The 23,861-nt window shown below is 67.9% G+C and carries 22 protein-coding genes and 1 tRNA gene; 13 read left to right on the top strand and 10 right to left on the bottom strand.

The genetic code is table 11. The features are described 5' to 3' along the window. Positions 1-34: 34 nt before the first annotated feature. On the top strand, positions 35-1,105 hold the full coding sequence (locus W7U_RS01970; protein ID WP_170320553.1) for a patatin-like phospholipase family protein: 1,071 nt from the start codon (positions 35-37) through the stop codon (positions 1,103-1,105). A 25-nt stretch (positions 1,106-1,130) separates the two neighbouring features. On the opposite strand, the gene W7U_RS01965 is transcribed toward W7U_RS01970, so the two are convergent. The 10 genes from W7U_RS01965 to W7U_RS01920 form a co-directional block, all read right to left on the bottom strand. Next, positions 1,131-2,000: a patatin-like phospholipase family protein gene (locus tag W7U_RS01965; RefSeq protein WP_008254267.1), complete on the bottom strand. Its 870-nt coding sequence runs from the start codon at positions 1,998-2,000 to the stop codon at positions 1,131-1,133. 24 nt (positions 2,001-2,024) lie between these two features. After that, on the bottom strand, positions 2,025-2,915 hold the full coding sequence (locus tag W7U_RS01960; RefSeq protein WP_008254266.1) for a class II glutamine amidotransferase: 891 nt from the start codon (positions 2,913-2,915) through the stop codon (positions 2,025-2,027). A gap of 28 nt (positions 2,916-2,943) precedes the next feature. Continuing rightward, positions 2,944-3,417, bottom strand: coding sequence for an SRPBCC family protein (locus W7U_RS01955; protein ID WP_008254265.1), 474 nt, complete (start codon positions 3,415-3,417; stop codon positions 2,944-2,946). 35 nt (positions 3,418-3,452) lie between these two features. Next, the gene (locus W7U_RS01950) at positions 3,453-5,084 is read right to left on the bottom strand and encodes a fatty acid--CoA ligase (RefSeq protein WP_008254264.1); all 1,632 of its coding nucleotides are present in this window, start codon (positions 5,082-5,084) and stop codon (positions 3,453-3,455) included. Between the two features lie 323 nt (positions 5,085-5,407). Further along, entirely contained in the window at positions 5,408-6,499 is a 1,092-nt protein-coding gene (locus W7U_RS01945) for a YncE family protein (RefSeq protein WP_232525820.1), read from the bottom strand. A 397-nt stretch (positions 6,500-6,896) separates the two neighbouring features. After that, the gene (locus W7U_RS01940; RefSeq protein ID WP_008254262.1) at positions 6,897-7,658 is read right to left on the bottom strand and encodes a DUF427 domain-containing protein; all 762 of its coding nucleotides are present in this window, start codon (positions 7,656-7,658) and stop codon (positions 6,897-6,899) included. An 83-nt stretch (positions 7,659-7,741) separates the two neighbouring features. Next, positions 7,742-8,533 carry a hypothetical protein gene (locus tag W7U_RS01935; RefSeq protein WP_008254261.1) on the bottom strand — a complete coding sequence of 264 codons (792 nt, stop codon included), beginning with the start codon at positions 8,531-8,533 and terminating at the stop codon, positions 7,742-7,744. An 85-nt stretch (positions 8,534-8,618) separates the two neighbouring features. After that, on the bottom strand, positions 8,619-9,836 hold the full coding sequence (locus W7U_RS01930) for a class I SAM-dependent methyltransferase (protein WP_008254260.1): 1,218 nt from the start codon (positions 9,834-9,836) through the stop codon (positions 8,619-8,621). A gap of 69 nt (positions 9,837-9,905) precedes the next feature. Beyond that, on the bottom strand, positions 9,906-10,319 hold the full coding sequence (locus W7U_RS01925; RefSeq protein WP_232525819.1) for a hypothetical protein: 414 nt from the start codon (positions 10,317-10,319) through the stop codon (positions 9,906-9,908). A gap of 96 nt (positions 10,320-10,415) precedes the next feature. Then, positions 10,416-10,489, bottom strand: a tRNA-Leu gene (locus tag W7U_RS01920). Between the two features lie 350 nt (positions 10,490-10,839). On the opposite strand from W7U_RS01920, the gene W7U_RS01915 reads away from it, so the two are divergent. The 12 genes from W7U_RS01915 to W7U_RS01860 all read left to right on the top strand — a co-directional run bounded on the left by W7U_RS01915 (position 10,840) and on the right by W7U_RS01860 (position 23,851). After that, positions 10,840-11,724 carry a PE domain-containing protein gene (locus W7U_RS01915; protein ID WP_008254258.1) on the top strand — a complete coding sequence of 295 codons (885 nt, stop codon included), beginning with the start codon at positions 10,840-10,842 and terminating at the stop codon, positions 11,722-11,724. A gap of 58 nt (positions 11,725-11,782) precedes the next feature. After that, the gene (locus tag W7U_RS01910; RefSeq protein ID WP_008254257.1) at positions 11,783-12,937 is read left to right on the top strand and encodes a PPE family protein; all 1,155 of its coding nucleotides are present in this window, start codon (positions 11,783-11,785) and stop codon (positions 12,935-12,937) included. A 161-nt stretch (positions 12,938-13,098) separates the two neighbouring features. Next, positions 13,099-13,395 (top strand): WXG100 family type VII secretion target, encoded by a 297-nt coding sequence (locus tag W7U_RS01905; protein ID WP_003874404.1) that lies wholly within the window; start codon positions 13,099-13,101, stop codon positions 13,393-13,395. Between the two features lie 41 nt (positions 13,396-13,436). Beyond that, positions 13,437-13,721, top strand: coding sequence for a WXG100 family type VII secretion target (locus tag W7U_RS01900; RefSeq protein ID WP_008254256.1), 285 nt, complete (start codon positions 13,437-13,439; stop codon positions 13,719-13,721). A gap of 227 nt (positions 13,722-13,948) precedes the next feature. Then, positions 13,949-14,722 carry a response regulator transcription factor gene (locus W7U_RS01895; RefSeq protein WP_008254249.1) on the top strand — a complete coding sequence of 258 codons (774 nt, stop codon included), beginning with the start codon at positions 13,949-13,951 and terminating at the stop codon, positions 14,720-14,722. Then, on the top strand, positions 14,719-16,254 hold the full coding sequence (locus W7U_RS01890) for a HAMP domain-containing sensor histidine kinase (protein WP_008254248.1): 1,536 nt from the start codon (positions 14,719-14,721) through the stop codon (positions 16,252-16,254). The genes W7U_RS01895 and W7U_RS01890 overlap by 4 nt, the downstream gene beginning before the upstream one ends. A gap of 159 nt (positions 16,255-16,413) precedes the next feature. Beyond that, a complete protein-coding gene (locus W7U_RS01885) occupies positions 16,414-16,497 on the top strand; it encodes a hypothetical protein (protein WP_008254247.1) in 84 nt (27 codons plus the stop codon). Further along, entirely contained in the window at positions 16,494-16,583 is a 90-nt protein-coding gene (locus W7U_RS01880) for a potassium-transporting ATPase subunit F (protein WP_036428576.1), read from the top strand. Before W7U_RS01885 ends, W7U_RS01880 begins: the two co-directional genes overlap by 4 nt. Next, the gene (kdpA, locus tag W7U_RS01875) at positions 16,584-18,254 is read left to right on the top strand and encodes a potassium-transporting ATPase subunit KdpA (RefSeq protein ID WP_008254246.1); all 1,671 of its coding nucleotides are present in this window, start codon (positions 16,584-16,586) and stop codon (positions 18,252-18,254) included. It abuts the gene before it with no gap. Next, positions 18,254-20,413 carry a potassium-transporting ATPase subunit KdpB gene (gene kdpB / locus W7U_RS01870; RefSeq protein WP_008254245.1) on the top strand — a complete coding sequence of 720 codons (2,160 nt, stop codon included), beginning with the start codon at positions 18,254-18,256 and terminating at the stop codon, positions 20,411-20,413. Before kdpA ends, kdpB begins: the two co-directional genes overlap by 1 nt. A gap of 1 nt (position 20,414) precedes the next feature. After that, positions 20,415-21,284, top strand: coding sequence for a potassium-transporting ATPase subunit C (locus W7U_RS01865; protein WP_008254244.1), 870 nt, complete (start codon positions 20,415-20,417; stop codon positions 21,282-21,284). Positions 21,285-21,295: 11 nt separating this feature from the next. Next, on the top strand, positions 21,296-23,851 hold the full coding sequence (locus W7U_RS01860) for a sensor histidine kinase KdpD (protein WP_036428573.1): 2,556 nt from the start codon (positions 21,296-21,298) through the stop codon (positions 23,849-23,851). The last annotated feature ends 10 nt before the right edge of the window (positions 23,852-23,861 follow it).

Genomic DNA, 23,861 nt, shown 5'->3' with positions numbered 1-23,861 from the left:
CCGCTGAGGACCCCCCCCCGCGCAAAATGGTGGGGTGCCTGACGAACTTTCGCGTCGCTCGGCACCGACTCGGGTGGCACTGGCGCTCGGCAGCGGTGGCGCCCGCGGCTACGCGCACATCGGGGTGATCGAGGCGCTGCGCGAACGCGGTTATGACGTCGTCGGCGTCTCCGGCTCGTCGATGGGCGCGCTGGTCGGCGGCCTGCACGCGGCCGGGCGGCTCGACGAGTTCTCCGAGTGGGCGAAGTCCCTGACCCAGCGCACCATCCTGCGGCTGCTGGACCCGTCGATCAGCGCGGCCGGCGTGATGCGAGCCGGAAAGATCCTGGACGCGGTGCGCGACATCCTGGGCCCGGTCGCCATCGAAGACCTGCGGATCCCGTACACCGCGGTGGCGACCGACCTGCTGGCGGGAAAGTCGGTGTGGTTTCAGCGCGGCCCCCTCGACGAGGCGATCCGGGCGTCGATCGCCATCCCGGGGGTGATCGCGCCGCACGCGGTCGACGGGAGGCTGTTGGCCGACGGCGGCATCCTGGACCCGCTGCCGATGGCCCCGCTGTCGGCCGTCAACGCCGACCTGACCATCGCGGTGAACCTGTCCGGCAGCGAGGCGATCACCACCCGGGAAGCGGAGCCGGGGGCCACCGCCGAATGGTTGACCCGCATGCTGCGCAGCACCTCCGCGCTGCTCGACACGGCCGCCGCCCGCTCGTTGCTCGACCGGCCGACCGCCCGGGCGGTACTGAGCAGGCTGGGCGGGCCGGGCGGCGAGCCGGATGACTGGTCGGACAACCCCGACGAAGAGCCGTCACCGGCCGACGCTGTCGCCGGCGAGCTGGCCGCCGCGGTGTCCGACGTGCCGAAGTTGGGCAGCTTCGAGGTGATGAACCGGACGATCGACATCGCGCAGGCCGCCCTGGCGCGTCACACGCTGGCGGTCTACCCGCCCGACCTGCTCATCGAGGTTCCGCGGTCGACGTGTCGGGCCCTGGAATTTCACCGGGCGGTGGAGGTGATCGCCACCGGCCGAGCGCTCGCGGATGACGCCCTGGACACGCTGGAAGCCGGGCGCGACGACGCCGCCCCGCCCGCGATCGATCGCTAAAGGTTTTGTGCGGCAACCAAATCCGTCACAAGCCCAGGAACCGGGCGAGGGCCGCGGCTTCGCGGCGACCCTGCTCGCGCCCGGCCAGGGCCGAGGGGATGCGGCAGCCCGGATCCAAGGCGTTGGGCCCGAAGGCGGCCAGCGAATCGGCGTCGGCGAACACCGCGAACGCCGCGCCGGGAAACGATGAGACCTCGGCGGCGGGCCCGGCGCCGAACGGCGACGGCACGTCGATGCCCGAGGGCACCAGCACCACCGCGACGTCACAGTCGGCGGCCACCACGAGGTTGACCGAGCTGGCCACCCCGCCGTCCATGTAGTGGCGGTCCGCGATCGCCACCGGCGGCCACGCCCCGGGCACCGCGCAGCTGGCCGCCACGGCATCGACGAGGTCGACGCCCGATTCGCGGTCGAAGACGGTCAGTTCTCCGGTGGCGACGTCGATGGCGGTGAGCCGCACCGCGCGCTCGGGCCACTCGTGCGACGGCAGGCGCTGCGCGATCACCTGGCGGCGCACCGGCGCGGGAACGGTTTCGGTCGCCAGGGCCACGGCCCCGATCCGCTGCATTTGTTGGCGGGTCTTGTCCAGCGGCTCCTCGTACGGCGCGGCCAGGGCGGTCAGGAACAGTTCGGTGATGGTGTCGACGTCGACGCCGGAGTCGATTTCGGCCGACGACTCGGAGACTTGCCGGTCGAACAGCTCGTCCAGCGTGTGGCCGCTGCCGAGCTGCGCGGCGACGGCCGAGCCCGCCGACGTCCCCACCAGCACGTCCGATTCGATCAACAGCCGGGCCGCGGCCGGCGACTCGTCGGCGATGCCCCGCAGAACACCTGTCTCCCAGGCGATTCCCGCGATCCCGCCACCCGCCAGCACCAGGGCGCGTTTGTTCGTCACGCTCACCAACTCTGCCAAACGTCCTCAGACCAGCCGCCGGGTGCTCGGCAGGGCGTGTTGCGAGTCCTCCACCGGCGTGCGCAGGTCCTCGCGGCGCAACAGCTGGTTGGGCGGGTCGGGCAGCACCAGGCTGCGGGTGAAGCGCAACCCGGCGTCGACGTGAATCAGCTCGCCGGGCTCGAGAAGGCGCCAGCGCGGGTCGGCGTCCATGCGTTCGGTGGCGAACACCACCGACGGCCGCGTGCACAGGTGCTCGGAGCGCGCGTGAATTCGTATGGTGTGCAAGTCGAATTCGGGGTCTTGGGACGCCACACCGTCGGATCGATCCAAGACGTAGAGCTCGTGGGTTTGCGGGTAACGCAGCGCCCACATGTCGGTGGCCGTGCTCAGCAGCACGTTGACCGCGTAGATCGGAACGTGCTCGGCGAGCCATCGCATGGCGTCGACGAGCCCCGCGGTGATGTCGCCGCCGCGGGCCCGGATCGAGCCGGTGATCAAGCCGAACACGCGCTCGGAGTCGGTGTCGCCCAATACCAAATCGGCGGTACCGATCTCGCGCAGCCGCTCGTCGATGATGTCCAGCCCTTCGAGGACGCCGTTGTGCGCGAAGATCCGGTCGTCCTGCATAAACGGGTGGGTGTTGCGGATGTCGAGCGAGCCGGTGGTGGCGTAGCGGACGTGGGCGATGACGGTGGTGCCGGTCAACCGGTGCGCCTCGGTCGCGAATGCGGCGTCCTGCCAGGCCGCTATCGGCTCCTTGTAGAGGTGCGGCGCGGCGTGCTCGTCGAAGATGCCCAGGCCGGTGCCGTCCGGGTTTCGCCGGCTCTGTTCGGACAGGCTGTCCGGCGCGTCCAGCAGCCAGAAGGTCGCGGTGCACGCGTGCGTCCCGGCGTGCAGGCCAAAGAGTCGGCACATGCCTTCACACCGTAACGGTTCGCGGCTCTCACTTCGTCAGCAAGCCCGACAGGTTGGCCAGCGCGCGCCGCGCGTAGCCCTTCCACATCCTGCCCAGCAGCGGGACCGCCCAGGCCGTGCGCGGCGACTTCGGGTGGATGTCCCAGCGCCAGGTGATCTCGGTTCCGGCGGCCGCCGGTGTGAAAATCCATTCGCCCACAACGTGATCGACCAGCAACGCCATCGGGCCGGTGACCTCGCAGAGCCGATAGCCGAACGAGCGCGGCGGGTCGACACTGGTCAGCTCCTCGCGCATGGTGGCGCCGCCGGCCAGGTGCACGATGCGGGTCTGCCCCGCCGCGTCCCAGGCGCCGGTCTGCTCGCGCACGTCGCGGATCGGCGGGAACGGGCCGTACCAGCGGTTGAACAGCGTGGGCAGTGGCATCGGCAGCGTCCGGCCGAACGCGTCGTGCACCGCGACCGGTGTGACGACGGATTGGTCGACGACGAGTGAATGTGTCACTGCCTCAAGCCTTTCCGGTCTCGTTGCGGCGTCGATCAGTCGCGGGCTTCGGCCACCTGGTAGCCGTCTTCGGCGTAGCGCGAGCGAATGGCTTTCTTGTCGTACTTGCCGACGCTGGTGCGGGGGATCTCGTCGACGAACGTCCACCGTTCGGGCAGCCACCACCGAGCGACCTTGTCCGCGAGGAAGTTTCGCAGCTGCCCCGGGCTGACCGACGCGCCCTCCTTGGCCACGATCACCGCGAGTGGGCGTTCCTCCCAGCGTTCGTCGGGGACGCCGACCACCGCGGCCTCGACCACCTCGGGGTGGCCGATGAGGACGTTCTCCAGCTCCACCGAGGAGATCCATTCCCCGCCGGATTTGATGACGTCCTTGGCCCGGTCGGTCAGCGTGACGAAACCGCGGCCGTCGATGCGGCCCACGTCGCCGGTGCGCAGCCAGCCGGAGTCGAACTTCGACTCGTCGTGGCCCAGGTAGTAGGAGCCGGCGATCCACGGGCCGCGGACCTCCACCTCCCCCACGGCGACGCCGTCGTTGGGCAGCACCTGGCCGTCGTCGTCGACGATCCGCATCTCCACCCCGCAGACCGGTTGGCCCTGGGTTCCGCGGAAGGCCCAGTGCTGGTCCTCGGGGGTGCCCGGCGGTGGCCAGGCCATGGTCGCCAGCGGCGACGTCTCCGTCATGCCCCACAGCTGCCGGATCTGCACGTCGTGCTTTTCCTCGAAGGTGCGCATCAGCGAGACCGGGACGGCCGAGCCGCCGCAGACCACCAGCCGCAGCGACGACAGGTCGTGGTCGGGGTCGTCCTCGAGGTGGTGCAGGACGGCGTTCCAGATCGTCGGCACCGCGCCGGTCACGGTGGGGCGCAGGTCTTCTACCATGCCGACCACCGATGCCGGGTCGAGGTGGCGATCCGGCAGCACCAAGTCGGCGCCGGCCATCAGCGCCGCGTACGGCAGTCCCCAGGCGTTGGCGTGGAACATCGGCACGATCGCCAGCACGCTGTCGACGGCCCCGACGCCGATGCCGTTCGTGGTGCACGCCGCCATGGTGTGCAGGTAACTCGAACGATGGCTGTACACCACGCCTTTCGGGTTGCCGGTGGTCCCGCTGGTGTAGCACATCGCCGCCGCGGATTTCTCGTCGATGTGCGGCCAGTCGAATTCGGTCGGCTCCGCGGCGATGGCGTCGGCGTAGTCCAGCACGGTCTTGCCCGATTCCCGCAGCGGTTCGGTGTCGCCCTCGCCGACGGCGATCACGGTGTGCACGGTCTCGAGGCGGGGCAGCACCGGGGCGAGCACGTTGATCAGGGAGGCGTCGACCAGCACCACCTGGTCTTCGGCTTCGTTGGCGACGTAGGCGATCTGTTCGGGGAACAGGCGGATGTTGAGGGTGTGCAGTACGGCGCCCATCGAGGGCACCGCCAGGTACGCCGTCAGGTGCTCGGAGTTGTTCCACATGAACGTCGCGACCCGTTGGTCACCGGTCACCCCGAGCCGGCGCAACGCATTCGCCAGCTGGGCGGCCCGGCAGCCCAGTTCCCGATAGCTCGTCGTGCGGTAGCCGTCCCCGGTGGCGGTGGTGACGGTGCGATCCCCGTGAACGCGGCAGCCATGGCGCATGATCGCGGTGATCGTCAACGGATAGTCCTGCATCGTGCCGTCCATCGATGTACCGCCTCACTCTCCGCGCGGCACCGTCCGTGCCAAGCCGCCGACCGCTTCCCACCCTAAGCCCGAATTCGGCGATCGTGGCAGACATCACCCGAGCCGGTGGCCGGGGACGTGGATCCCGTTCGGCCGGTACGGCTTTGGGGTGGCTCCTTCCGCGTCCTGGGCGGTTTCCGACGCCCGCCTCCATTGAGTGTGCGTCCCGGGATTTGAGGGTGAACGCTGGGCGGCGACACGCCGACGATCCCCGGCCCAGGATTCACACTCGAGGGCGAGGATTCACACACTCCGGGCGCCGCGCCGTCCCGCAATGCAGCCGGCTAGGCCAGCGCCGGCTCCCACTGGGGCACATCGAACAGCCAGCCCGCGGTCGCGTCCGGGTGATCCGCGTCGCCGCTGTGTGGCGTCTGGCCCGAGTCGATGCGCGCCGCGGTGAGCACTCCGGAGTAGTCGGCGACGTACAGGTGGCTGCCGTCGGGGCTTTCCAGCACGCAGGACGGGTTCTTGGTCACCGTGACCTCGCCGAGGACGTCGAGCGCGCGCATGCCCAGCACCGTGACGCGGTCGTCGCTGACCAGGTAGGCCCGCTCGCCGTCGCGGCTAAGCGTCATCCGCGCCAGCGGCCCGGTGATCTCGTTGATCTTGTGCGTCTTGACGAGTTTGTTCGCGCGGGTGTCGATGACGTCGAGCACCGAGCCCACGACCGGGCCGCAACTGGCGACGTATGCCGTGGCGCCGTCGCTGCTCAGCGCCACATCGCGGACGGGCAGACCGAGCTCGATCGTGCCGACCACGCGCGAGCGGCCGCCCACCCGGCCGCCATCGGATCGGGTGCGGGTTTCGACGACGGCAAGGCTGCCGCCGTTCGGCCCGTTGACCCCGACGTAGAGGCGCCGGCCGTCGGCGCTGGCCCGCACGCATGCGGTGGTCGTGCCGGGTGCGGTGGCCAGTTCGATCACCTCGAGTTCGCCCGTGGTGGTGTCCAGGACCGTCACGTCGGCGCCGCGAACGGCGTTTCGGCTCGCGTACAGGTGCTTTCCGTCGGCGCTCACCGTCAGGTCGCTCACGCTGTGCGCGATCGGGTGCGTCGCGATCCGCCAGTTCGTGACGACGTCGATGACTTCGATGGCGTCGTAGGCGGCGGTGGCGGTGCTGACGTAGGCGTAGTTCGCGTCCGCGCTGCTCATGGCGACGGCGGACGGTTCGCTGAGGCCGGCGAGGGTGCTCGAGACCCGAAGGGTGTGGGCGTCGATGACCGTTACCGCGTCGCGGGCATAGTTCGTGACGAGCAGCCGGCGACCGTCGCCGCTGAGGTCCATGTCGCTGATCGGGCCGTGGTGCACCGGGACTCGAACCACCGCGGTGTCGTCGACCGAGAACCCGGCCGCCGTTGGGTCGTATGCATCACTCACGCTGGTACCGCCTTTGCTGTGTTCGTCGGCCCTGGTGGCCAAGTGGCGCCGCCGCACACACGCGACGATTTGGCCTCCGGATCCACCGGCTTTCAGCACCGAAAGGCGCTGACGAGACTGGTTTTCGGTAGTCTACTGACCAAAATTCGCCTTAAAGCAGTTCAAAATGCTCGACGTTAGCTACGTCACTCCGCGCACTCAGGTTCTGCTCAGACTTTCAATCACGCTGTATCGCAATCGCTTACCCGTAGCGAAACGCATGCAAACCCTCTTCCGGCGGATTTTGCCTACACCGCTAACGATTCGCGTTTCCGCTCGACCGAGGCTTTAGTAAGGAATTCTCAGGATTTGCCGTCAGCGAGGCGAATATCACATCGCCGCCATTCGGCCGCCGCCGCTAGCTGAACTGCGTCTGCGGCCGCGCCAATGGGGCCCCGTCGACGACGATGTCGACCTTTTCGTTGTAGAAGGCGATCAGGCCGGCGATCTGACCGACCGCAGGCAGCGGATAGTGGTAGGTCCACGCCAGGTCCTCGTGCACGATGTCACCCACTCGCACCGACCAATATCCCGACGTCGTTCCCTTGTACGGGCACAACGTCTGCGTGATGCTGGGTTGCAGATGCTCGAAGACGACGTCGGTGGGGTCGATGTAATACCTTGTGGGCAAGCCTGTTTCGAACAGCAACACGGGACATTTGGTGTCCGCCAAGGTGATTCCGTCGAGCTCCACCCGGACATGGCGGTGCGAGCGCAGGGCGTCGACACGCGAATAGGGGTTGCGCGGGTGACCGTAGATCGGCTCGTCCTCTTCGAACCACCGCAATGGATTCCATTCGAACCGCACGGTGCCCGCCAGCGGGCTGTCGCTGTCGGCGTCGAATACCCGCGCGGCGGACGCATGCGTCTGGCCGCCGGCCACCAGGGTGTGCAGCCGCGATGGGCCGAATTGCACTGTCTGCGCGTGGTTCTCGTCGCGCAGGAACTCGGTGCGGACGTCGGCCAGCGGAATGTAGTACTGCGGGTAATAGGGGACCTCCCACACGTAGCGGGCGGCGGTGGTGTCGAAGACCAGCGCGTCGCCGAGAAAGCCACGGACCCGCCGGGGTGCGGGCTCGATCCTGCCCCGGGCGGCGGCCATTTGCGGATAGTCGGTCATGGTCGGTCGTATCCGGGCGTGTGGTGAATCCACACGATGCCCTCCGTCGGGCTGGGCGCGTTCATCACGACTCCTTGTGGGGTTCAGTGCCGCTTGTCGCGCACCTTGTACGTCGACGGCCACGACTTGCGGGACTCGTCTCCGGTCAACGGGGTTCCCATCCCGCCGACCTTGACGGCGTAGGCCTCCTTGCCCGGGCCCACCTCTCGGTTGGCGTGTTCCTGGGCGAGGAAGTACAGCTCGTCGATCGTGGCCTCGTCGTAGGCGACGAAGGAGGTTTCCCGCGCCACATCGTCGATCCCGACCAGCATCCGGTCGGGCAGCAGCCGCGAGGCCACCGCGGCCAGGCCCAGCAGCCCGAAGGGGATGATCCAGTAGCAGAGGAAGGACAGCGGGGTCTTGGTGTCCAGGATCAGGGCGTTCGTCGCGGGTCGTTGCACGATCGACGGGATCGCCGAGGACACCGTCATGGCGGCGAACGTCGCGACCCAGACCCAGCCGAGGACCTGGACGACGCGGCCGAACAGCTCGGTTTTGGCGACGTCGGGCGCGTGCTCCGCGGCGGCGAACTCGGCCACGAACGGCTTGCCGACCAGCATCCCGACCAGCGTCACCACCAAGATCCCGGCGTTGCTCAGCGTCAGTAGCCACCGCTCGAGGAACGACTGACTAAGCGTGAAAGTCAGCACGGCGAGGATCAAAAGCGCTGCGACAGAAGCGAAGTCAAAGAACTGCCACCGCCTGCCCGTCGCGCCGCCCAGGCCCAGGCCGGCGGCGGCGACCGCCAGCGCGACCAGTACCGCAGCGGCGAAGGGAACGTTTCCGACAAGGACCCAATACACGATCCACGGCGCGAGACCGAACAGCATGCCCATGCTGGGTCAGTGTATGAGTGACGGTTCGCTCCGGCGTGGGCAGGCCCAAAACGTTGGTCCGACGCTGAACCACGTCGACCGGGTGCTAATCCGACGACGTGTGCAGCGCCATCGCCAGGAAATCGAGGCGCCACAGCGACTGGAACAGCTGGTGCCCGAACTCGCGCACCCGCGTGCCGTCCTCCCGGCTGCCCTGGGCCACCGCATCGACGATTTCCCGTATGGTGCGCCGCCCGTCGACGTGCCGGACAAAGGGCAACTGGGCCGCGGTGAGTGTCAGCTTCGCGCCGGGTAGGTGAATCTCGTCGCCAGACAGCAGGCATGCCGTCCGCGGCAGGGGGACGTAATCGAGGGACGACGCCGTCGAGAAGTCGATCGCATAGTCCCGTGTCGAACGTTCGGGGCGGCAGGCGAGGAAGAAGTGGGTGGCATTGGCCGGCTGCAGGCGTTCCATCACCGACCACAGCGTGGCGTCGGGCAACCGGTTCAACAGCGACTGAAACGGACCCGTCTGCGCAGAGAGGCCGTCGTGGGGGTAATACGGCGAATTGCGCAGCCAACCCTGGAACGTCAGCCCGGCGGCGCCGACCAACTCCAGGCATTCCTCGACGGTGTAGCTGCGTTGGCGGGCGTGCAAGAAGGTGTCGACCAGCGCGCCGTCGGACATCAGGTCACGCGCGCCGTGCAGGTAGGGACGGACGGGATGGTCGGGCGGCAGCGCCGCAACCGCCTCCTTGACCAGCTGAACCGACGCGTCGTCCTGCGACAGGCCGAGGTCGCGAAACGCCGATTCGAGCAGCTCCACGCCGAACCGGCCGTATTTGGCGTAGAGCATGACCCCCAGGGCGCCGTCTCTGCGCAGGCATCCACCGAGCGCGCTGAGCCCGGCCAACGGATCCGCCAGGTGGTGCAAGACGCCGGTGGAGACGATGAGGTCGAAGTCGCGGGACAGCGCCGAGACCTCTTCGATGGCCAGCAAATGCAGTTCCAGGTTGGTCAGCTGATGCTTGTCCTTCAGGTACCGCTGGTGATCCAACGCGGCCCGGCTGACGTCGATCGCGACGACCCTGGCGGCGCGGTTCATGAAGGCGAAAACGGCCGCCTGGAACGTGCCGCAACCCGCGATGAGGATGTCGAGGTCCGGCTTGTATGCGCGGTTCGGCCACAACACGCGATGCGCATAGAAGGGATCGAACCAATCCCAATGGTTCTTGGTCCACGCCTCGAGATCGGTTACCGGGGGCGGATATTCCCACCGATCGTATTGGCGGGAGACGCCGTCAGCCCGCGGATCCTCGGACACCTTCGCGCTGGCTCCTTCGCGGTGGCGGCTCGCACAACGGTCTCGAGCAACTTACCGCGAGTGGGCTGTTCAGGGGCGGGTCGCCGTTGCGTCCCAGCCCTCGAGGTACGTGGACACGTCCTCGATGTCGTCGGCGCTTCTGCCGAGAATGCTTTTGACGGCCTTGCCGTGCACGTAGATCGTCACGGCCTGCGCGCTGGCCTTGTCGTCCTTGTTGAAGCGACTGACCAGCCACCGTTTGATGCTGTCGGAGATATCGGCCAGCAACAGCGACAGGAATTGGGTTGTGACGCCGGCGAGGATGTAAATGCTGACCGACTCCGGCGTGTGAACGGCGAACTTGCCGGGATCGGGCATTCGGAGGGTGACGTTGCGCCCTTCGCTGGCCAGCTCACTGCGCAGTGCGTCAACGTCTTGCCGGGAGCCCGGATCGAAAGCCGTACGAATCGTTGGTCTGAGCAATACCGCCGGCTGTCCATCCATCCCTGGACACTAGCGGTAAACCCGCACCGGCGCCGCGAGGCGGTGAATGCGGGCGTGGCGTCCACACGCGCGTGCGTGTTCGGACGCGTTTCGCGGTGCCCCCAGTCGGACTCGAACCGACACTTGACGGATTTTAAGTCCGCTGCCTCTGCCAATTGGGCTATGGGGGCCCGGCGGCGAATCTAGCGCGTGAAACCCGAACACGGGGCATCGCATCCCGGCCGGTATTTGCCAGACGTCCAACATGCGGGGGCCGTGTCCATCGATTAGGATCCGCGCGCCGCGCGCGATTTCTCCCTTTTCGCGCCCGCGATCAGATGACGTCCCGATGTCGTCCGACAGGGTCTTGTTAAAACTGCCGCCCTTGTCGTTAAGAAGCCGTAAACGACTGTAACCCCAGCTCATTGGGTGGGGAATGTGGAGTTGTGGCTCGCTAGCGTTACGCCAACGCACAGCGGCCGTTACGTGAACACACAGCGATCCACACCGGGGGTCGGCTCGTTCAGCATAGGAGCAACAGATGTCGTTTCTGACAACACAGACCGAGGAAATGCTAGCCGCGGAGACGTTGCTGTCCGGAATCAACAGCAACCTGGCGGCGCAAAACGCGGGCGCCGCGTCGGCGACGACCGTCATCGCTCCCGCCGCCGCCGACCCGGTGTCGGCCCAGCAGGCGGCGATCTTCTCGGCGTACGGCACCCAGTACCAGGCGATCGCCGCCGAGGCGCAGGCGCAGCTGGAAAAGTACTCGCAGACCCTGGGCATCAGCTCCAACAGTTACGGCGACACCGAGGCGGTCAACGCCAGCCAGGCCGCCGTTCAGGCTTTGGACGCCGCGGATTCCGGCACCGGCGCTGCCACGGGTTCCAACCCGATCGACATCCTTGCCTGGCTCCTGGGCTTCAACGGCCAGTCCAGCGGCGGCCTCGGCGGCATGTTCGGCCTGTCGAGCAACGGCGCCAACATCGGAAACATCGGCTTCGGAAACTGGGCGTCGGCCACGTCGAACCTCCTCGGCCTCGCCGGTGGCGGCCTGCTGGACACGTCCGGCGACGCCGCCGGTGCGGCCGCCGCGGCGGACCTGGCCACCTCGACCACGCCGGCCGGCGCCGGGGTGAGCGGCGTGGCGGGCGTGGGCGCGATGCCCGCCGCCGCGATGGGCCAGGCGACCATGGTCAACAAGCTCTCGGTGCCGCCGAGCTGGGCCGGTTCCACCCCGGTGGCCGGCTCGAGCGCCGCGCCGCTGCAGACCGTCGGCTGGACCGCCGCCGCGCCGCAGACCGGTGCCGGCACGGTGGTGCCCGGCATGCCCGGAGTGGGTGCGATGGGGCGCAACAGCGCCGGCTTCGGCGCGCCGCGCTACGGCGTCAAGCCGATCGTCATGCCGAAACCGGCGGCCGTCTAGGCGATCACGGCCACTCGTCAGACATCGAATCCGAACAGACAAGGAGCGGGAAACCCAGATGGTTCTTGACTTTTCAGCGATGCCCCCGGAGATCACCTCCTCGCTCATGTACGCGGGTGCGGGCTCGGCTCCGCTCATGGCCGCCGCGACGGCGTACGCCAACCTGGCCGCCGAGGTGAGCGCCACCGCCACGCAGTGGGAGTCGATCATCTCGCTTTTGACCACCGAACAGTGGACCGGCGGTGGGTCGGCCGCGGCGGCGGCCGCCGCCCAGCCCATCGTGTCCTACCTGACGGAGACGGCGACCACCCTCGAGCAGGCGAGCGCGCAGGCCACCGCGTCGGCGGCTGCCTACGAGGCGGCGTTCGCCGCGACGGTGCCCCCGCCGGTGATCGCGGCCAATCGGACGTTGCTGGCCACACTCGTCGCGACGAACTTCCTGGGCGTCAATTCGGCCGCGATCGCCGCGACCGAAGCGCAGTACGCCGAGATGTGGGTGCAAGACGCCACCATGATGGCCACCTATCAGGCCGCCTCGGCGGCAGCCGGGGTCCTCACCCCGGTGACGCCGCTGACGTCGACCACCGACCCGGCGCGAGCCGCGGCCGTGGACAACGGCGCGGTCGCCTTCGACGCGGCGAACAGCACGTCGCAGACGGCCGGCCTGGACCTGTCGTCGCTCATCACGTCGCCAACGAGCAGTGGCGGCCTGCTGCAGTCCATCGACAACTTGATGGGCACCCCGTCCTTCCTCAACGCCACCAACGGCGCCGTCAACACCGCGGCCTGGTGGGTGTGTGCCACGATCCCGAACGCGGTGTCGCTGGGGCACACGCTGGGATCGGTGCCGTCGATTCCGTTCTCGCTGGCCGACTCCGTCGCGCCGGCGGCGGGGGCGGCCGCCATCACGCCCGGCACGACGGTGGGCTCGGTGTCGGGCGCGGGCGCATCGGCGGCGCTGGGCGAGGCCTCCACCGTGGGCCGCCTCTCGGTGCCGGCCGGCTGGAACGCGGCCGCCCCGGCGTCGTCGTTGGCGTCGGCCACCGCTCCGCTCGAGGGTTCGGGCTGGACGGCCGCGGCCGAAGCGGAGGGCGTCACCGCGATGCCCGGCATGCCGGGCATGGCGGCGGCGGCCAAGGGCGCCGGCGCCTACGGCACCGGACCCCGGTACGGCTTCAAGCCGATCGTCATGCCCAAGCAGGTTGTCGTCTGAGGAGGGACGCTGATACGGGAATCAAGGGGGTACATGTCGCCCGTTTGAGGCGAACAATTAACCGGCAGGCCGTAATCTAGTTGAACCGCGGCCACCGCCGCATCAATTTCCATTGTTAAGACTTCGGCCGACTGAAGCTATCAAGATAGGAGACAGCCGAGATGGCAACACGTTTTATGACCGACCCGCACGAGATGCGGGCGATGGCGGGCCGTTTCGAGGTCCACGCCCAGACCGTCGAGGACGAGGCTCGCAAGATGTGGGCGTCGTCGATGAACATCGCGGGCGCGGGCTGGAGCGGCCAGGCGCAGGCGACGTCGTATGACACCATGGGCCAGGTCAACCAGGCCTTCCGCAACATCGTCAACATGCTCCACGGAGTGCGCGACGGGCTGATCCGCGACGCGAACAACTACGAGCAGCAAGAGCAGGCCTCGCAGCAGATCCTCAGCAGCTAGCCCAGAACTGCTGCTGCCCAACACTTTTAAGGAGCCATGTAATGAGCATTAACTACCAGTTCGGCGACGTAGACGCCCACGGCGCCCTGATCCGCGCCCAGGCCGCGTCCTTGGAGGCCGAGCACCAGGCCATCATTCGCGATGTGCTTGCTGCCGGCGACTTTTGGGGCGGTGCCGGTTCGGTCGCGTGCCAGGAGTTCATCACCCAGTTGGGTCGTAACTTCCAGGTGATCTACGAGCAGGCCAACTCCCACGGACAGAAGGTTCAGTCCGCGGGCAACAACATGGCCAGCACCGACAGCGCCGTCGGGTCCAGCTGGGCCTGACGCCTCGTCTCTTGAAAACGGGGCCGCGCACCGACCGGTGCGCGGCCCCGTTTCGCGTCTTCCGTCCACTCGACGAAACCCGCTCGGGCGCCGTCGTTTTGGAAGACCAACGCCCGTAACGCCGCAATGCACAGCGCCTTTCGAAAGCGTCGTAAGGCGCGCCTACATTTGAGAATTCTATGAACTCCGTGACAATCCGGTGTGTGACCGGCCAGAATTGAAGGAATATGACCGCAACGGCCGGATACTCAGGCTCGCAGCGGCCCCGCCAAGCCATCCTGGGGCAGCTGCCGCGGATCAACCGTGCCGATGGCTCACCGATCAGGGTTTTGCTGGTCGACGACGAGCCGGCGCTGACCAATCTGGTGAAGATGGCCCTGCACTACGAGGGCTGGGTGGTCGATATCGCCCACAACGGGCGCGAGGCCATGGCCAAGTTCGAGAGGGTCAGCCCCGACGTGCTCGTCCTCGACATCATGCTTCCCGACGTCGACGGGTTGCGGATCCTCGAACGGGTGCGCCAATCCGACGTCTACACCCCGACGCTTTTCCTGACCGCGCGCGACTCGGTCATGGACCGGGTGACCGGCCTGACCGCGGGCGCCGACGACTACATGACCAAACCGTTCAGCCTGGAGGAATTGGTCGCCCGGCTGCGCGGGTTGCTCCGCCGCTCCGGCCAGCCGCCCACGCCGACGGCCGAAACCCTCATCGTCGGCGACCTGCGGGTCGACACCGCCAGCCGGGAAGTCACCCGCGGTGACACCGCGGTGTCGCTTTCCTCCACCGAGTTCGAGTTGCTGCGCTTCCTCATGCGCAACCCGCGGCGCGCGCTGAGCCGCACCGAGATCCTGGACCGGGTGTGGAACTACGACTTCGCGGGGCGCACCAGCATCGTGGATCTCTACATCTCGTACCTGAGGAAAAAGATCGACTCCGGCCGGGAGCCGATGATTCACACGGTCCGCGGCGTGGGGTACATGCTCCGGCCGGCGGAATGACCGAAGACAAGGCCGCGACATCCGGGATCTTTCCCCGGTGGTTTCCCTCGTCGCTGCGCCGCCAGCTGCTGTTGGGCGTGCTGGCCGTGGTCAGCGTGGTGCTGGTGACCGTCGGCATCGTTTCCGTGCTCAGCCTGCGCGGCTATGTCAACGCCATGAGCGACGCCGACATCGCCGAGTCCCTTGACGCGTTCAGCCACCAGTACACGAAATACCGCAACGGCGAACACACTTCGACGCATCCGGGCACACCGCCGATCGGACAGGCGATGCTGGAATTCACCGGACAGACGCCGGGCAACCTGATCGCCGTGCTGCGCAACGGCGTGGTGATCGGGTCGGCGGTCTTCTCCGAAGGCGAACCGAAACCCGCGCCCGCCGACGTCATCAGCGCGCTGGAAGGGCAGACGTGGTCCGGCGGCCCACCCCGGACCGAAATACTGGGCAGGCTCGGGTCTTATCGCCTCGACAGCACCGTGGACGGCTCCGACGTGCTCGTGGTCGGGATGTCGCAGAACCTCGCCGACCGGATCATCGCGCGCAAGCAGATCACCACGATCGCGCTGACCGCCGGGGCGCTGGCCCTTACCGCGGCTCTGACCGGGTGGGTCGTCGGGTACACGCTTCGCCCGCTGCGCCGGCTCGGCGCGATCGCGGCCAACGTCGCCGCCATGCCGCTCGCCGACGACGACCACCGCATCAGCATCCGGGTCCAACCGCAGGACACCGACCCGCAAAACGAGGTCGGGATCGTCGGCCACACGCTGAACCGCTTGCTGGACAACGTCGACGGCGCGCTGGCGCATCGGGTCGAATCCGATTTGCGGATGCGGCAATTCATCAGCGACGCCAGCCACGAGCTGCGCACACCTTTGGCGGCGATTCAGGGCTACGCCGAACTCACCCGCCAGGACAGTTCGGAGCTGCCGCCGACCACCGAATACGCGCTGGCCCGCATCGAATCCGAGGCCCGGCGGATGGCGTTGCTCGTCGACGAGTTGCTGCTGCTTTCCCGGCTGGGTGAAGGGCAAGATCTGCAGTCCGAGGACGTCGACCTGGCCGCGGTGGCCAACAACGCGGTCAACGACGCGACGGTGGCAGCGCTGACCCGCCACTGGGTCAAAGACCTGCCCGACCATCCGGTCTGGGTGCGGGGCGACCACGCCCGGCTGCACCAGTTGGTCAGCAACCTGCTGGGCAACGCCCGGGTGCACACACCGCCCGGGGTGACGGTGACGACCGGAATCACCTGCCACCGTGACGGTCCCGAACCGCCGTTCGTGGAATTGACCGTCACCGACGACGGGCCCGGCATCGATGAAGAGCTGCTGCCCAGGCTGTTCGAACGGTTCGTCCGCGCAGACAAATCGAGATCCGACGGCTCGGGTCACGGACTGGGCCTGCCGATCGTCAGTTCGATCGTCAAGGCCCATCATGGTTCGGTCACCGTCGAATCCACGGAGGACGAGACGGTTTTCCGGGTAAAGCTCCCCCTGATCGACGGGCCGCCACGGGGCGTTAATAAACCGTAAAGGTGCACGGTAGCCCCGTTAGGAAACCGTCAACCACACACCCTCACCGCACGCCACCCGGTTAGTTTCAATCGGACGTTGGCCCGCGGCTGTCGCGCGACGGTGGGGCTACTCGGGGTCCCTTGCGTATGCGCGTGATTGGCGCGGAACGGAGACGAGATGGGCGTGGCGGTGTACGTCGTGCTGACCGTGGCGGTGTTCGCCGCACTCGGCGTGGCTCAGAAGCTGGTCGAGCGGCTATGAACTACCAAAACACGGTCGGCTTGGTGCTTTCCGTCCTCGTTGCGCTCTACGTCGGGGGCGCCCTGCTGTTCCCCGAGAGGTTCTGAGTGAGCACGACAACGGCCGGGATCGTTTTCCTCGTTGTCCTCGTCGCGGCGGTGGCGGTTGTCCACGTGCCCTTCGGGGACTACATGTTTCGCGTGTACGCCGCGGAGAAGGATTCGTCTGTCGAGCGGATGATCTATCGGCTGATCGGCGTCGACGCGCGCTCGGAACAGACCTGGGGGGCCTATGCCCGAAGCGTACTGGCGTTCTCGTCGATCAGCATTCTGTTCTTGTTCGTCTTCCAACTCGTCCAGGGCAAGTTGCCGCTGCACCTGCATGACCCGGCCACCAAGCTGACGCCCTCGCTGGCGTGGAACACCGCGGTCAGCTTCGTCACCAACACCAACTGGCAGGCCTACTCCGGCGAGACGACACAGGGACATCTCGTGCAGATGGCCGGCCTGGCGGTGCAGAACTTCGTGTCCGCCGCCGTCGGGATGGCGGTCGCCGTGGCGCTGGTGCGCGGGTTCGCCCGCACCCGCACCGGCGAGCTCGGCAACTTCTGGGTCGACCTGGTGCGCGGGACGCTGCGGATCCTGTTGCCCGTCGCCATCGTCAGCGCGATCCTGCTGATCGCCGGTGGGGCGATCCAGAACTTCCACCTGCACGACCAGGTGGTCACCACCGTCGGCGGCGCCCAGCAGACCATCACCGGCGGACCGGTGGCCAGCCAGGAGGTCATCAAGGAACTCGGCACCAACGGTGGCGGCTTCTACAACGCGAATTCCGCGCACCCGTTTGAGAACCCGACCGGCTGGACCAACTGGCTGGAGATCTTCCTCATCCTGGTGATCGGGTTCTCACTGCCCCGCACGTTCGGGCGCATGGTCGGTAACACCAAGCAGGGCTACGCGATTGCGGCCGTGATGGCGACGCTGTACATGATCAGCACCACCTTCATGCTGTGGTTCCAGACGCAGCACCACGGCACGGTGCCGACGGCCGTCGGCGCGGCGACGGAGGGGGTCGAGCAGCGCTTCGGCGTCGCCGACTCGGGGGTGTTCGCCGCTGCGACAACGCTCACGTCCACCGGCGCAGTCGATTCCGCGCACGACTCGCTGACCAGCCTGGGCGGCATGATCACGATGTTCAACATGCAGCTGGGTGAGGTCGCGCCCGGCGGCACCGGCTCCGGCCTGTACGGCATTCTGGTGCTGGCGGTGATCACGGTGTTCGTCGCCGGCCTGATGGTCGGACGCACCCCCGAATACCTCGGCAAGAAGATCACCCCGCGCGAGATCAAGCTTGCCGCAAGCTATTTCCTCGTCACTCCGCTGATTGTCCTGACCGGCACCGCGATCGCGATGGCGTTGCCCGGCCAACGCGCCGGCATGCTCAATAGCGGACCGCACGGACTCTCCGAAATCCTCTACGCGTTCACCTCGGCGGCCAACAACAACGGGTCGGCCTTCGCCGGGCTGAGCGCCAACACCGACTGGTACAACACCGCTCTCGGCCTGGCCATGGCCTTCGGCCGGTTCCTGCCCATCGTGCTCGTGCTGGCGCTGGCCGGATCGCTGGCCCGGCAAGGCAGCACACCGGTCTCGGCGGGCACCTTGCCCACGCACCGGCCGCAGTTCGTGGGCATGGTCGCGGGCGTCACGTTGATCATCGTTGCCCTGACGTTCTTGCCCATGCTCGCGCTCGGGCCCCTCGCCGAAGGGATTCACTGATGACCGCCACCGCGATCCAGCCGGCCGAGCAGACGCGACCGGCGGCGTCCACCGGCAGAAAACGGGTGCAGGGCGGCCTGCTCGACCCGAGGATGCTGTGGCGCTCGACCCCGGACGCGCTGCGAAAACTCAACCCCCGCACCCTGTGGCGCAACCCGGTGATGTTCATCGTCGAAATCGGCGCCGCCTGGAGCACCGTCCTGGCGGTCGCCGCGCCGAGCTGGTTCGCGTGGCTGGCCGTGATCTGGTTGTGGCTGACCGTGCTGTTCGCCAATCTCGCCGAAGCGGTCGCCGAGGGGCGGGGCAAGGCCCAGGCCGAAACGCTGCGCCGAGCCAAAACGCAAACCGTCGCCCGGCGGCTCAAGGACTGGGTACCGGGGGCCGCCGCGGTCGAGGAAGCCGTCGCCGCGGCGCAACTGCGGCAGGGCGACATCGTCGTGGTCGAGGCCGGCCAGGCGATCCCCGGCGACGGTGACGTGGTGGAAGGCATTGCCTCCGTGGACGAATCGGCCATCACGGGCGAGTCGGCGCCGGTGATCCGGGAGTCCGGCGGCGACCGATCGGCGGTCACCGGCGGCACCACCGTGCTGAGCGACCGGATCGTCGTCAAGATCACCCAGAAGCCCGGCGAGAGCTTCATCGACCGGATGATCGCGCTCGTCGAGGGCGCCAACCGGCAGAAGACCCCGAACGAGATCGCGCTGAACATCCTGCTGGCCGCGTTGACGATCATCTTCGTCTTCGCCGTCGTGACCTTGCAGCCGCTGGCCATCTACTCCAAGGCGAACAACCCCGGCGTCCCGGATAGCCAGGCGCTGGACGCCGGCGGCGTGACCGGGATCGTGATGGTGTCGCTGCTGGTGTGCCTGATCCCGACCACCATCGGCGCGCTGCTGTCGGCCATCGGCATCGCCGGCATGGACCGGCTGGTGCAGCGCAACGTGCTCGCCATGTCCGGGCGGGCGGTGGAGGCCGCCGGCGACGTCAACACCCTGCTGCTGGACAAGACGGGCACCATCACGCTGGGCAACCGGCAGGCCGCCGCCTTCATCCCCCTCGACGGAGTGTCGCCCGAACAACTGGCCGACGCCGCGCAATTGTCCAGCCTCGCCGACGAAACACCCGAGGGCCGTTCGGTTGTCGTGTTCGCCAAGCAGCACTTCGGACTGCGTGCCCGCACACCGGGCGAGCTGGCACAGGCCCACTGGGTCGCCTTCTCCGCCACCACCCGGATGTCGGGCGCCGATCTCGATGGGGTCGACGGCACCCAGCTGCGCAAGGGCGCCGCCAGCTCGGTCGCGGAATGGGTGCGCGGCCACGGGGGCGACGTCCCCGCGCAGCTCGGCGAGATCGTCGACGGCGTCTCCGCCGGCGGTGGCACGCCGTTGGTCGTCGGGGAATGCGTCGACGGGCACGCGAGGGTGCTCGGTGTCATCCACCTCAAAGACGTCGTCAAGCAGGGCATGCGGGATCGGTTCGACGAGATGCGCCGGATGGGCATCCGGACGGTGATGATCACCGGCGATAACCCGTTGACCGCCAAGGCGATTGCCGACGAGGCCGGGGTCGACGACTTCCTGGCCGAGGCCACCCCGGAGGACAAGCTCGCGTTGATCAAGCGCGAGCAGGCCGGCGGCAAACTGGTGGCGATGACCGGCGACGGCACCAACGACGCGCCCGCCTTGGCGCAGGCCGACGTGGGCGTGGCGATGAACACCGGCACGTCGGCCGCCAAAGAGGCCGGCAACATGGTCGACCTCGACTCCGATCCCACCAAGCTCATCGAGATCGTGGAGATCGGCAAGCAGCTGCTGATCACCCGCGGGGCGCTGACGACCTTTTCGATCGCCAACGACATCGCGAAGTACTTCGCGATCATCCCGGCGATGTTCGTCGCGCTGTTCCCCGGCCTGGACCTGATCAACGTGATGCGGCTGCACAGCCCGCAATCGGCGATCCTGTCCGCGGTCGTCTTCAACGCGATCGTCATCGTGTTGCTGATCCCGCTCTCGCTGCGCGGTGTGCGGTACACGCCGAGCAGCGCGTCAAAACTGTTGAGCCGCAACCTGTATGTCTACGGTCTGGGCGGCATCGTCGCCCCGTTCGCCGGAATCAAGGCGATCGACCTGATCGTCCAATTCATCCCCGGGATGTCCTGATATGACGAATTTCGTCCGCCTGCACTGGGCGGCACTGCGTGCGCTGCTGGTGCTGACCGCGATCACCGGTCTGGCCTATCCCCTGTTCGTCTGGGCCGTCGCGCAGCTTCCGGGATTGCGGGAGCACGCCGAGGGGTCCATCCTCACCGCGGACGGTAAGCCGGTGGGCAGCAGGTTGATCGGCCAGTCCTTCACCGACTCCGGCGGCAACCCGTTGCCGCAATACTTCCAGAGCCGACCCTCGGCGGCCGGCGCCGGTTACGACCCGACCTCGTCGGGCGGCAGCAACCTGGGGCCGGAAAGCATCGTCGACGCGCCCGGCAAGCCGAGCCTGCTGACGCAGGTGTGTGCGCGCAGTGCCGCGCTGGGCAGGCTGGAGGGTGTCGACGGGTCGCGGCCGTTCTGCACCGGCGGCGGTGTGGGTGCGGTGCTGTCGGTGATCGGCCCGCGCGACGCGCGTGGAAACGTCATGCACCCGACCCGGGTGGTCAGCGTCAACGAGCCGTGCGGCTCGACGCCGGCGCCGTTCCTGACCCTCTACCAGGAGGTGCGCGTCGAATGCGCCCAAACCGGAGAGGACTACTCGATCGGACAGACCGTGCCCGTTCGCGGCGCCGCGCCCGCCAGCCCGGCCGTGCCGGCCGACGCGGTCACCGCCGGCGGCAGCGGCCTCGATCCGAACATCTCGACGGCCTACGCCGACATCCAAGTGGCGCGGGTCGCCCACGCCCGCCGTGTCAGCCCGGAACAGATCCGTGCGGTGGTGGCGGAGAACCGGAGCGGCCGCGCGCTGGGGTTTTTCGGTGAGCCGTGCGTCAATGTGCTGCAACTCAACCTGCAACTCGACCACCGGTATCCCGTCACGAGTTAGCGCCAAGGGGGATGATGGTTGGCGTGAGTGACGTCAACCTCCACGGCCGCCAACCCAGGCGGGGGGAGCTACGCATCTACCTCGGTGCCGCTCCGGGCGTGGGTAAGACGTATTCGATGCTGGGCGAGGCGCATCGGCGGCTGGAGCGGGGCACCGATCTGGTGGCGGGCGTGGTGGAAACCCATGGGCGTGCGAAAACCGCTGAGCTGCTTGAGGGCATCGAGATCATTCCGCCGCGCTATATCGAGTATCGCGGCGGCCGCTTCCCCGAGCTTGACGTGCCGGCCGTGCTGGCGCGCCGCCCGCAGGTCGTCCTCGTCGACGAACTCGCGCACACCAACGCGCCGGGCAGCAAGAACCCCAAGCGATGGCAGGACGTCGAGGAGTTGCTCGACGCCGGGATCACGGTGATCTCCACGGTCAACGTGCAGCACCTGGAAAGCCTCAACGACGTCGTCGCCCAGATCACCGGGATCGAGCAGAAGGAGACCGTCCCGGACCTGATCGTGCGGCAGGCCGCACAGGTCGAACTCATCGATATCACGCCAGAGGCGTTGCGGCGCAGGTTGTCTCATGGAAATGTTTACGCTCCCGATCGCATCGATGCGGCGTTGTCGAACTACTTTCGTCGCGGAAACCTCACCGCGCTAAGGGAACTGGCGCTGCTATGGCTCGCCGACCAGGTCGATACGGCGCTGGCAAAATACCGGGCCGAGAACAAGATCACCGACATGTGGGAGGCCCGCGAGCGGGTTGTCGTCGCGGTCACCGGTGGGCCCGAATCCGAGACGTTGGTGCGACGGGCGTCCCGGATCGCGTCGAAGTCCACCGCCGAGCTCATGGTGGTCCACGTCGTCCGCGGCGACGGCCTGGCCGGCCTGTCGGAATCCCGGATGGCCAAGATCCGCGAGTTGGCGACCAGCCTGGACGCTTCGCTGCACACCGTCGTCGGCGACGACGTGCCCACCGCCCTACTCGAGTTCGCGCGCGAGATGAACGCCACGCAGCTGGTGATCGGCACCTCGCGGCGGTCGCGCTGGGCGCGCCTGTTCGAGGAGGGCATCGGCCCGAGGATCGTCGAGCTGTCCGGCAAGATCGACGTGCATCTGGTCACCCACGAGGAGGCCAAGCGCGGATTTCGCACGGCCTCGCTCGCGCCGCGCGAACGAAGGGTGACGTCGTGGCTGGCGGCGCTCATCGTGCCGTCGATCATCTGCGCGATCACCGTCACGGCGCTGGATCCCTACCTGGACACCGGCGGCGAGAGCGCCTTGTTCTTTGTGGGGGTGCTGCTGGTCGGGTTGTTCGGAGGCGTTGCGCCCGCGGCGCTTTCGGCGATGCTGTCCGGGCTGCTGCTCAACTACTTTTTGATTGCCCCGCGGCACAGCTTCACCATCGCCGAACCCAACAGCGCCATCACCGAATTGGTGCTGCTGCTGATCGCGGTCGCGGTGGCGGTGCTGGTCGATTTCGCGGCCAAACGCACCCGGGAAGCCCGCCGCGCGTCGCAGGAGGCCGAGCTGCTGACCCTGTTCGCCGGTTCGGTGCTGCGCGGCGCCGACCTCGAAACGCTGCTCGAACGGGTGCGTGAGACGTACGCCCAGCGCGCGGTCGCGATGTTGCGCGGGGCCGGCGAGGAAGCGCGCGGCGGCACCACGAGCGACGTCGTCGCCTGTGTGGGCAGGGATCCCTGCGTCACCGTCGATTCCGCGGACACCGCGATCGAGGTCGGTGACGACGAATTCTGGATGCTGCTGGCGGGCCGAAAGCTCTCGGCGCGGGACCGGCGGGTGCTGTCCGCGGTGGCCAGGCAGGCGGCCGGTTTGATCAGGCAGCGCGAACTCGCCGAGGAGGCCAGCCGAACCGAGGCGGTCGTGCGGGCCGACGAACTGCGGCGCTCGCTGCTGTCCGCGGTCAGCCATGACCTGCGCACGCCGCTGGCGGCGGCCAAGGTCGCGGTGTCCAGCCTGCGCGCCGAGGACGTCGCCTTCTCCGCCACCGACACCGCGGAGTTGCTGGCGACGATCGAGGAGTCCATCGACCAACTCACCGCGCTGGTCGGCAACCTGCTCGATTCCTCGCGGCTGGCCGCTGGGGTGATCCACCCCGAGCTGAGCCGGGTGTACCTCGAGGAAACCGTGCAACGCGCGCTGGTCAGCATCGGCAAGGGCGCCACCGGCTATTTCCGGTCCGCCATCGACCGCGTCAAGGTGGACGTGGGCGACGCCATGGTGATGGCCGACGCCGGGCTGCTGGAGCGCGTGCTGGCCAACCTGATCGACAACGCGCTGCGCTACGCGCCCCACTGCCTGGTCCGGGTCAACGCCGGGCGGGTGGGCGATCGGGTGCTGATCAACGTCATCGACGAGGGCCCCGGAATCCCCCACGGGGCCGAGGAACAGATCTTCGAAGCGTTTCAGCGGCTCGGCGATCACGACAACACCACCGGCGTCGGTCTGGGGATGTCGGTGGCGCGGGGCTTCGTCGAGGCGATGGGCGGGACCATAACGGCCACCGACACTCCGGGAGGCGGGCTGACCGTGATCGTGGAAATGGCTGCGCCGTGACGCGCGCCGG

The organism is Mycobacterium sp. H4Y (genome assembly GCF_000364405.1).
GTDB classification, from domain to species: domain Bacteria; phylum Actinomycetota; class Actinomycetes; order Mycobacteriales; family Mycobacteriaceae; genus Mycobacterium; species Mycobacterium intracellulare.
This window is presented reverse-complemented; position numbering and strand designations above follow the sequence as displayed.

Bases quoted from the DNA above. Each gene is read 5' to 3' on its own strand.
- W7U_RS01960 (WP_008254266.1), bottom strand. From the start codon at position 2,915: ATGTGCCGACTCTTTGGCCTGCACGCCGGGACGCACGCGTGCACCGCG.
- W7U_RS01950 (WP_008254264.1), bottom strand. From the start codon at position 5,084: ATGGACGGCACGATGCAGGACTATCCGTTGACGATCACCGCGATCATG.
- W7U_RS01940 (WP_008254262.1), bottom strand. From the start codon at position 7,658: ATGACCGACTATCCGCAAATGGCCGCCGCCCGGGGCAGGATCGAGCCC.
- W7U_RS01935 (WP_008254261.1), bottom strand. From the start codon at position 8,533: ATGGGCATGCTGTTCGGTCTCGCGCCGTGGATCGTGTATTGGGTCCTT.
- W7U_RS01925 (WP_232525819.1), bottom strand. From the start codon at position 10,319: ATGGATGGACAGCCGGCGGTATTGCTCAGACCAACGATTCGTACGGCT.
- W7U_RS01915 (WP_008254258.1), top strand. From the start codon at position 10,840: ATGTCGTTTCTGACAACACAGACCGAGGAAATGCTAGCCGCGGAGACG.
- W7U_RS01910 (WP_008254257.1), top strand. From the start codon at position 11,783: ATGGTTCTTGACTTTTCAGCGATGCCCCCGGAGATCACCTCCTCGCTC.
- W7U_RS01905 (WP_003874404.1), top strand. From the start codon at position 13,099: ATGGCAACACGTTTTATGACCGACCCGCACGAGATGCGGGCGATGGCG.
- W7U_RS01900 (WP_008254256.1), top strand. From the start codon at position 13,437: ATGAGCATTAACTACCAGTTCGGCGACGTAGACGCCCACGGCGCCCTG.
- W7U_RS01895 (WP_008254249.1), top strand. From the start codon at position 13,949: ATGACCGCAACGGCCGGATACTCAGGCTCGCAGCGGCCCCGCCAAGCC.
- W7U_RS01890 (WP_008254248.1), top strand. From the start codon at position 14,719: ATGACCGAAGACAAGGCCGCGACATCCGGGATCTTTCCCCGGTGGTTT.
- W7U_RS01885 (WP_008254247.1), top strand. From the start codon at position 16,414: ATGGGCGTGGCGGTGTACGTCGTGCTGACCGTGGCGGTGTTCGCCGCA.
- W7U_RS01880 (WP_036428576.1), top strand. From the start codon at position 16,494: ATGAACTACCAAAACACGGTCGGCTTGGTGCTTTCCGTCCTCGTTGCG.
- kdpB (WP_008254245.1), top strand. From the start codon at position 18,254: ATGACCGCCACCGCGATCCAGCCGGCCGAGCAGACGCGACCGGCGGCG.
- W7U_RS01865 (WP_008254244.1), top strand. From the start codon at position 20,415: ATGACGAATTTCGTCCGCCTGCACTGGGCGGCACTGCGTGCGCTGCTG.
- W7U_RS01860 (WP_036428573.1), top strand. From the start codon at position 21,296: ATGATGGTTGGCGTGAGTGACGTCAACCTCCACGGCCGCCAACCCAGG.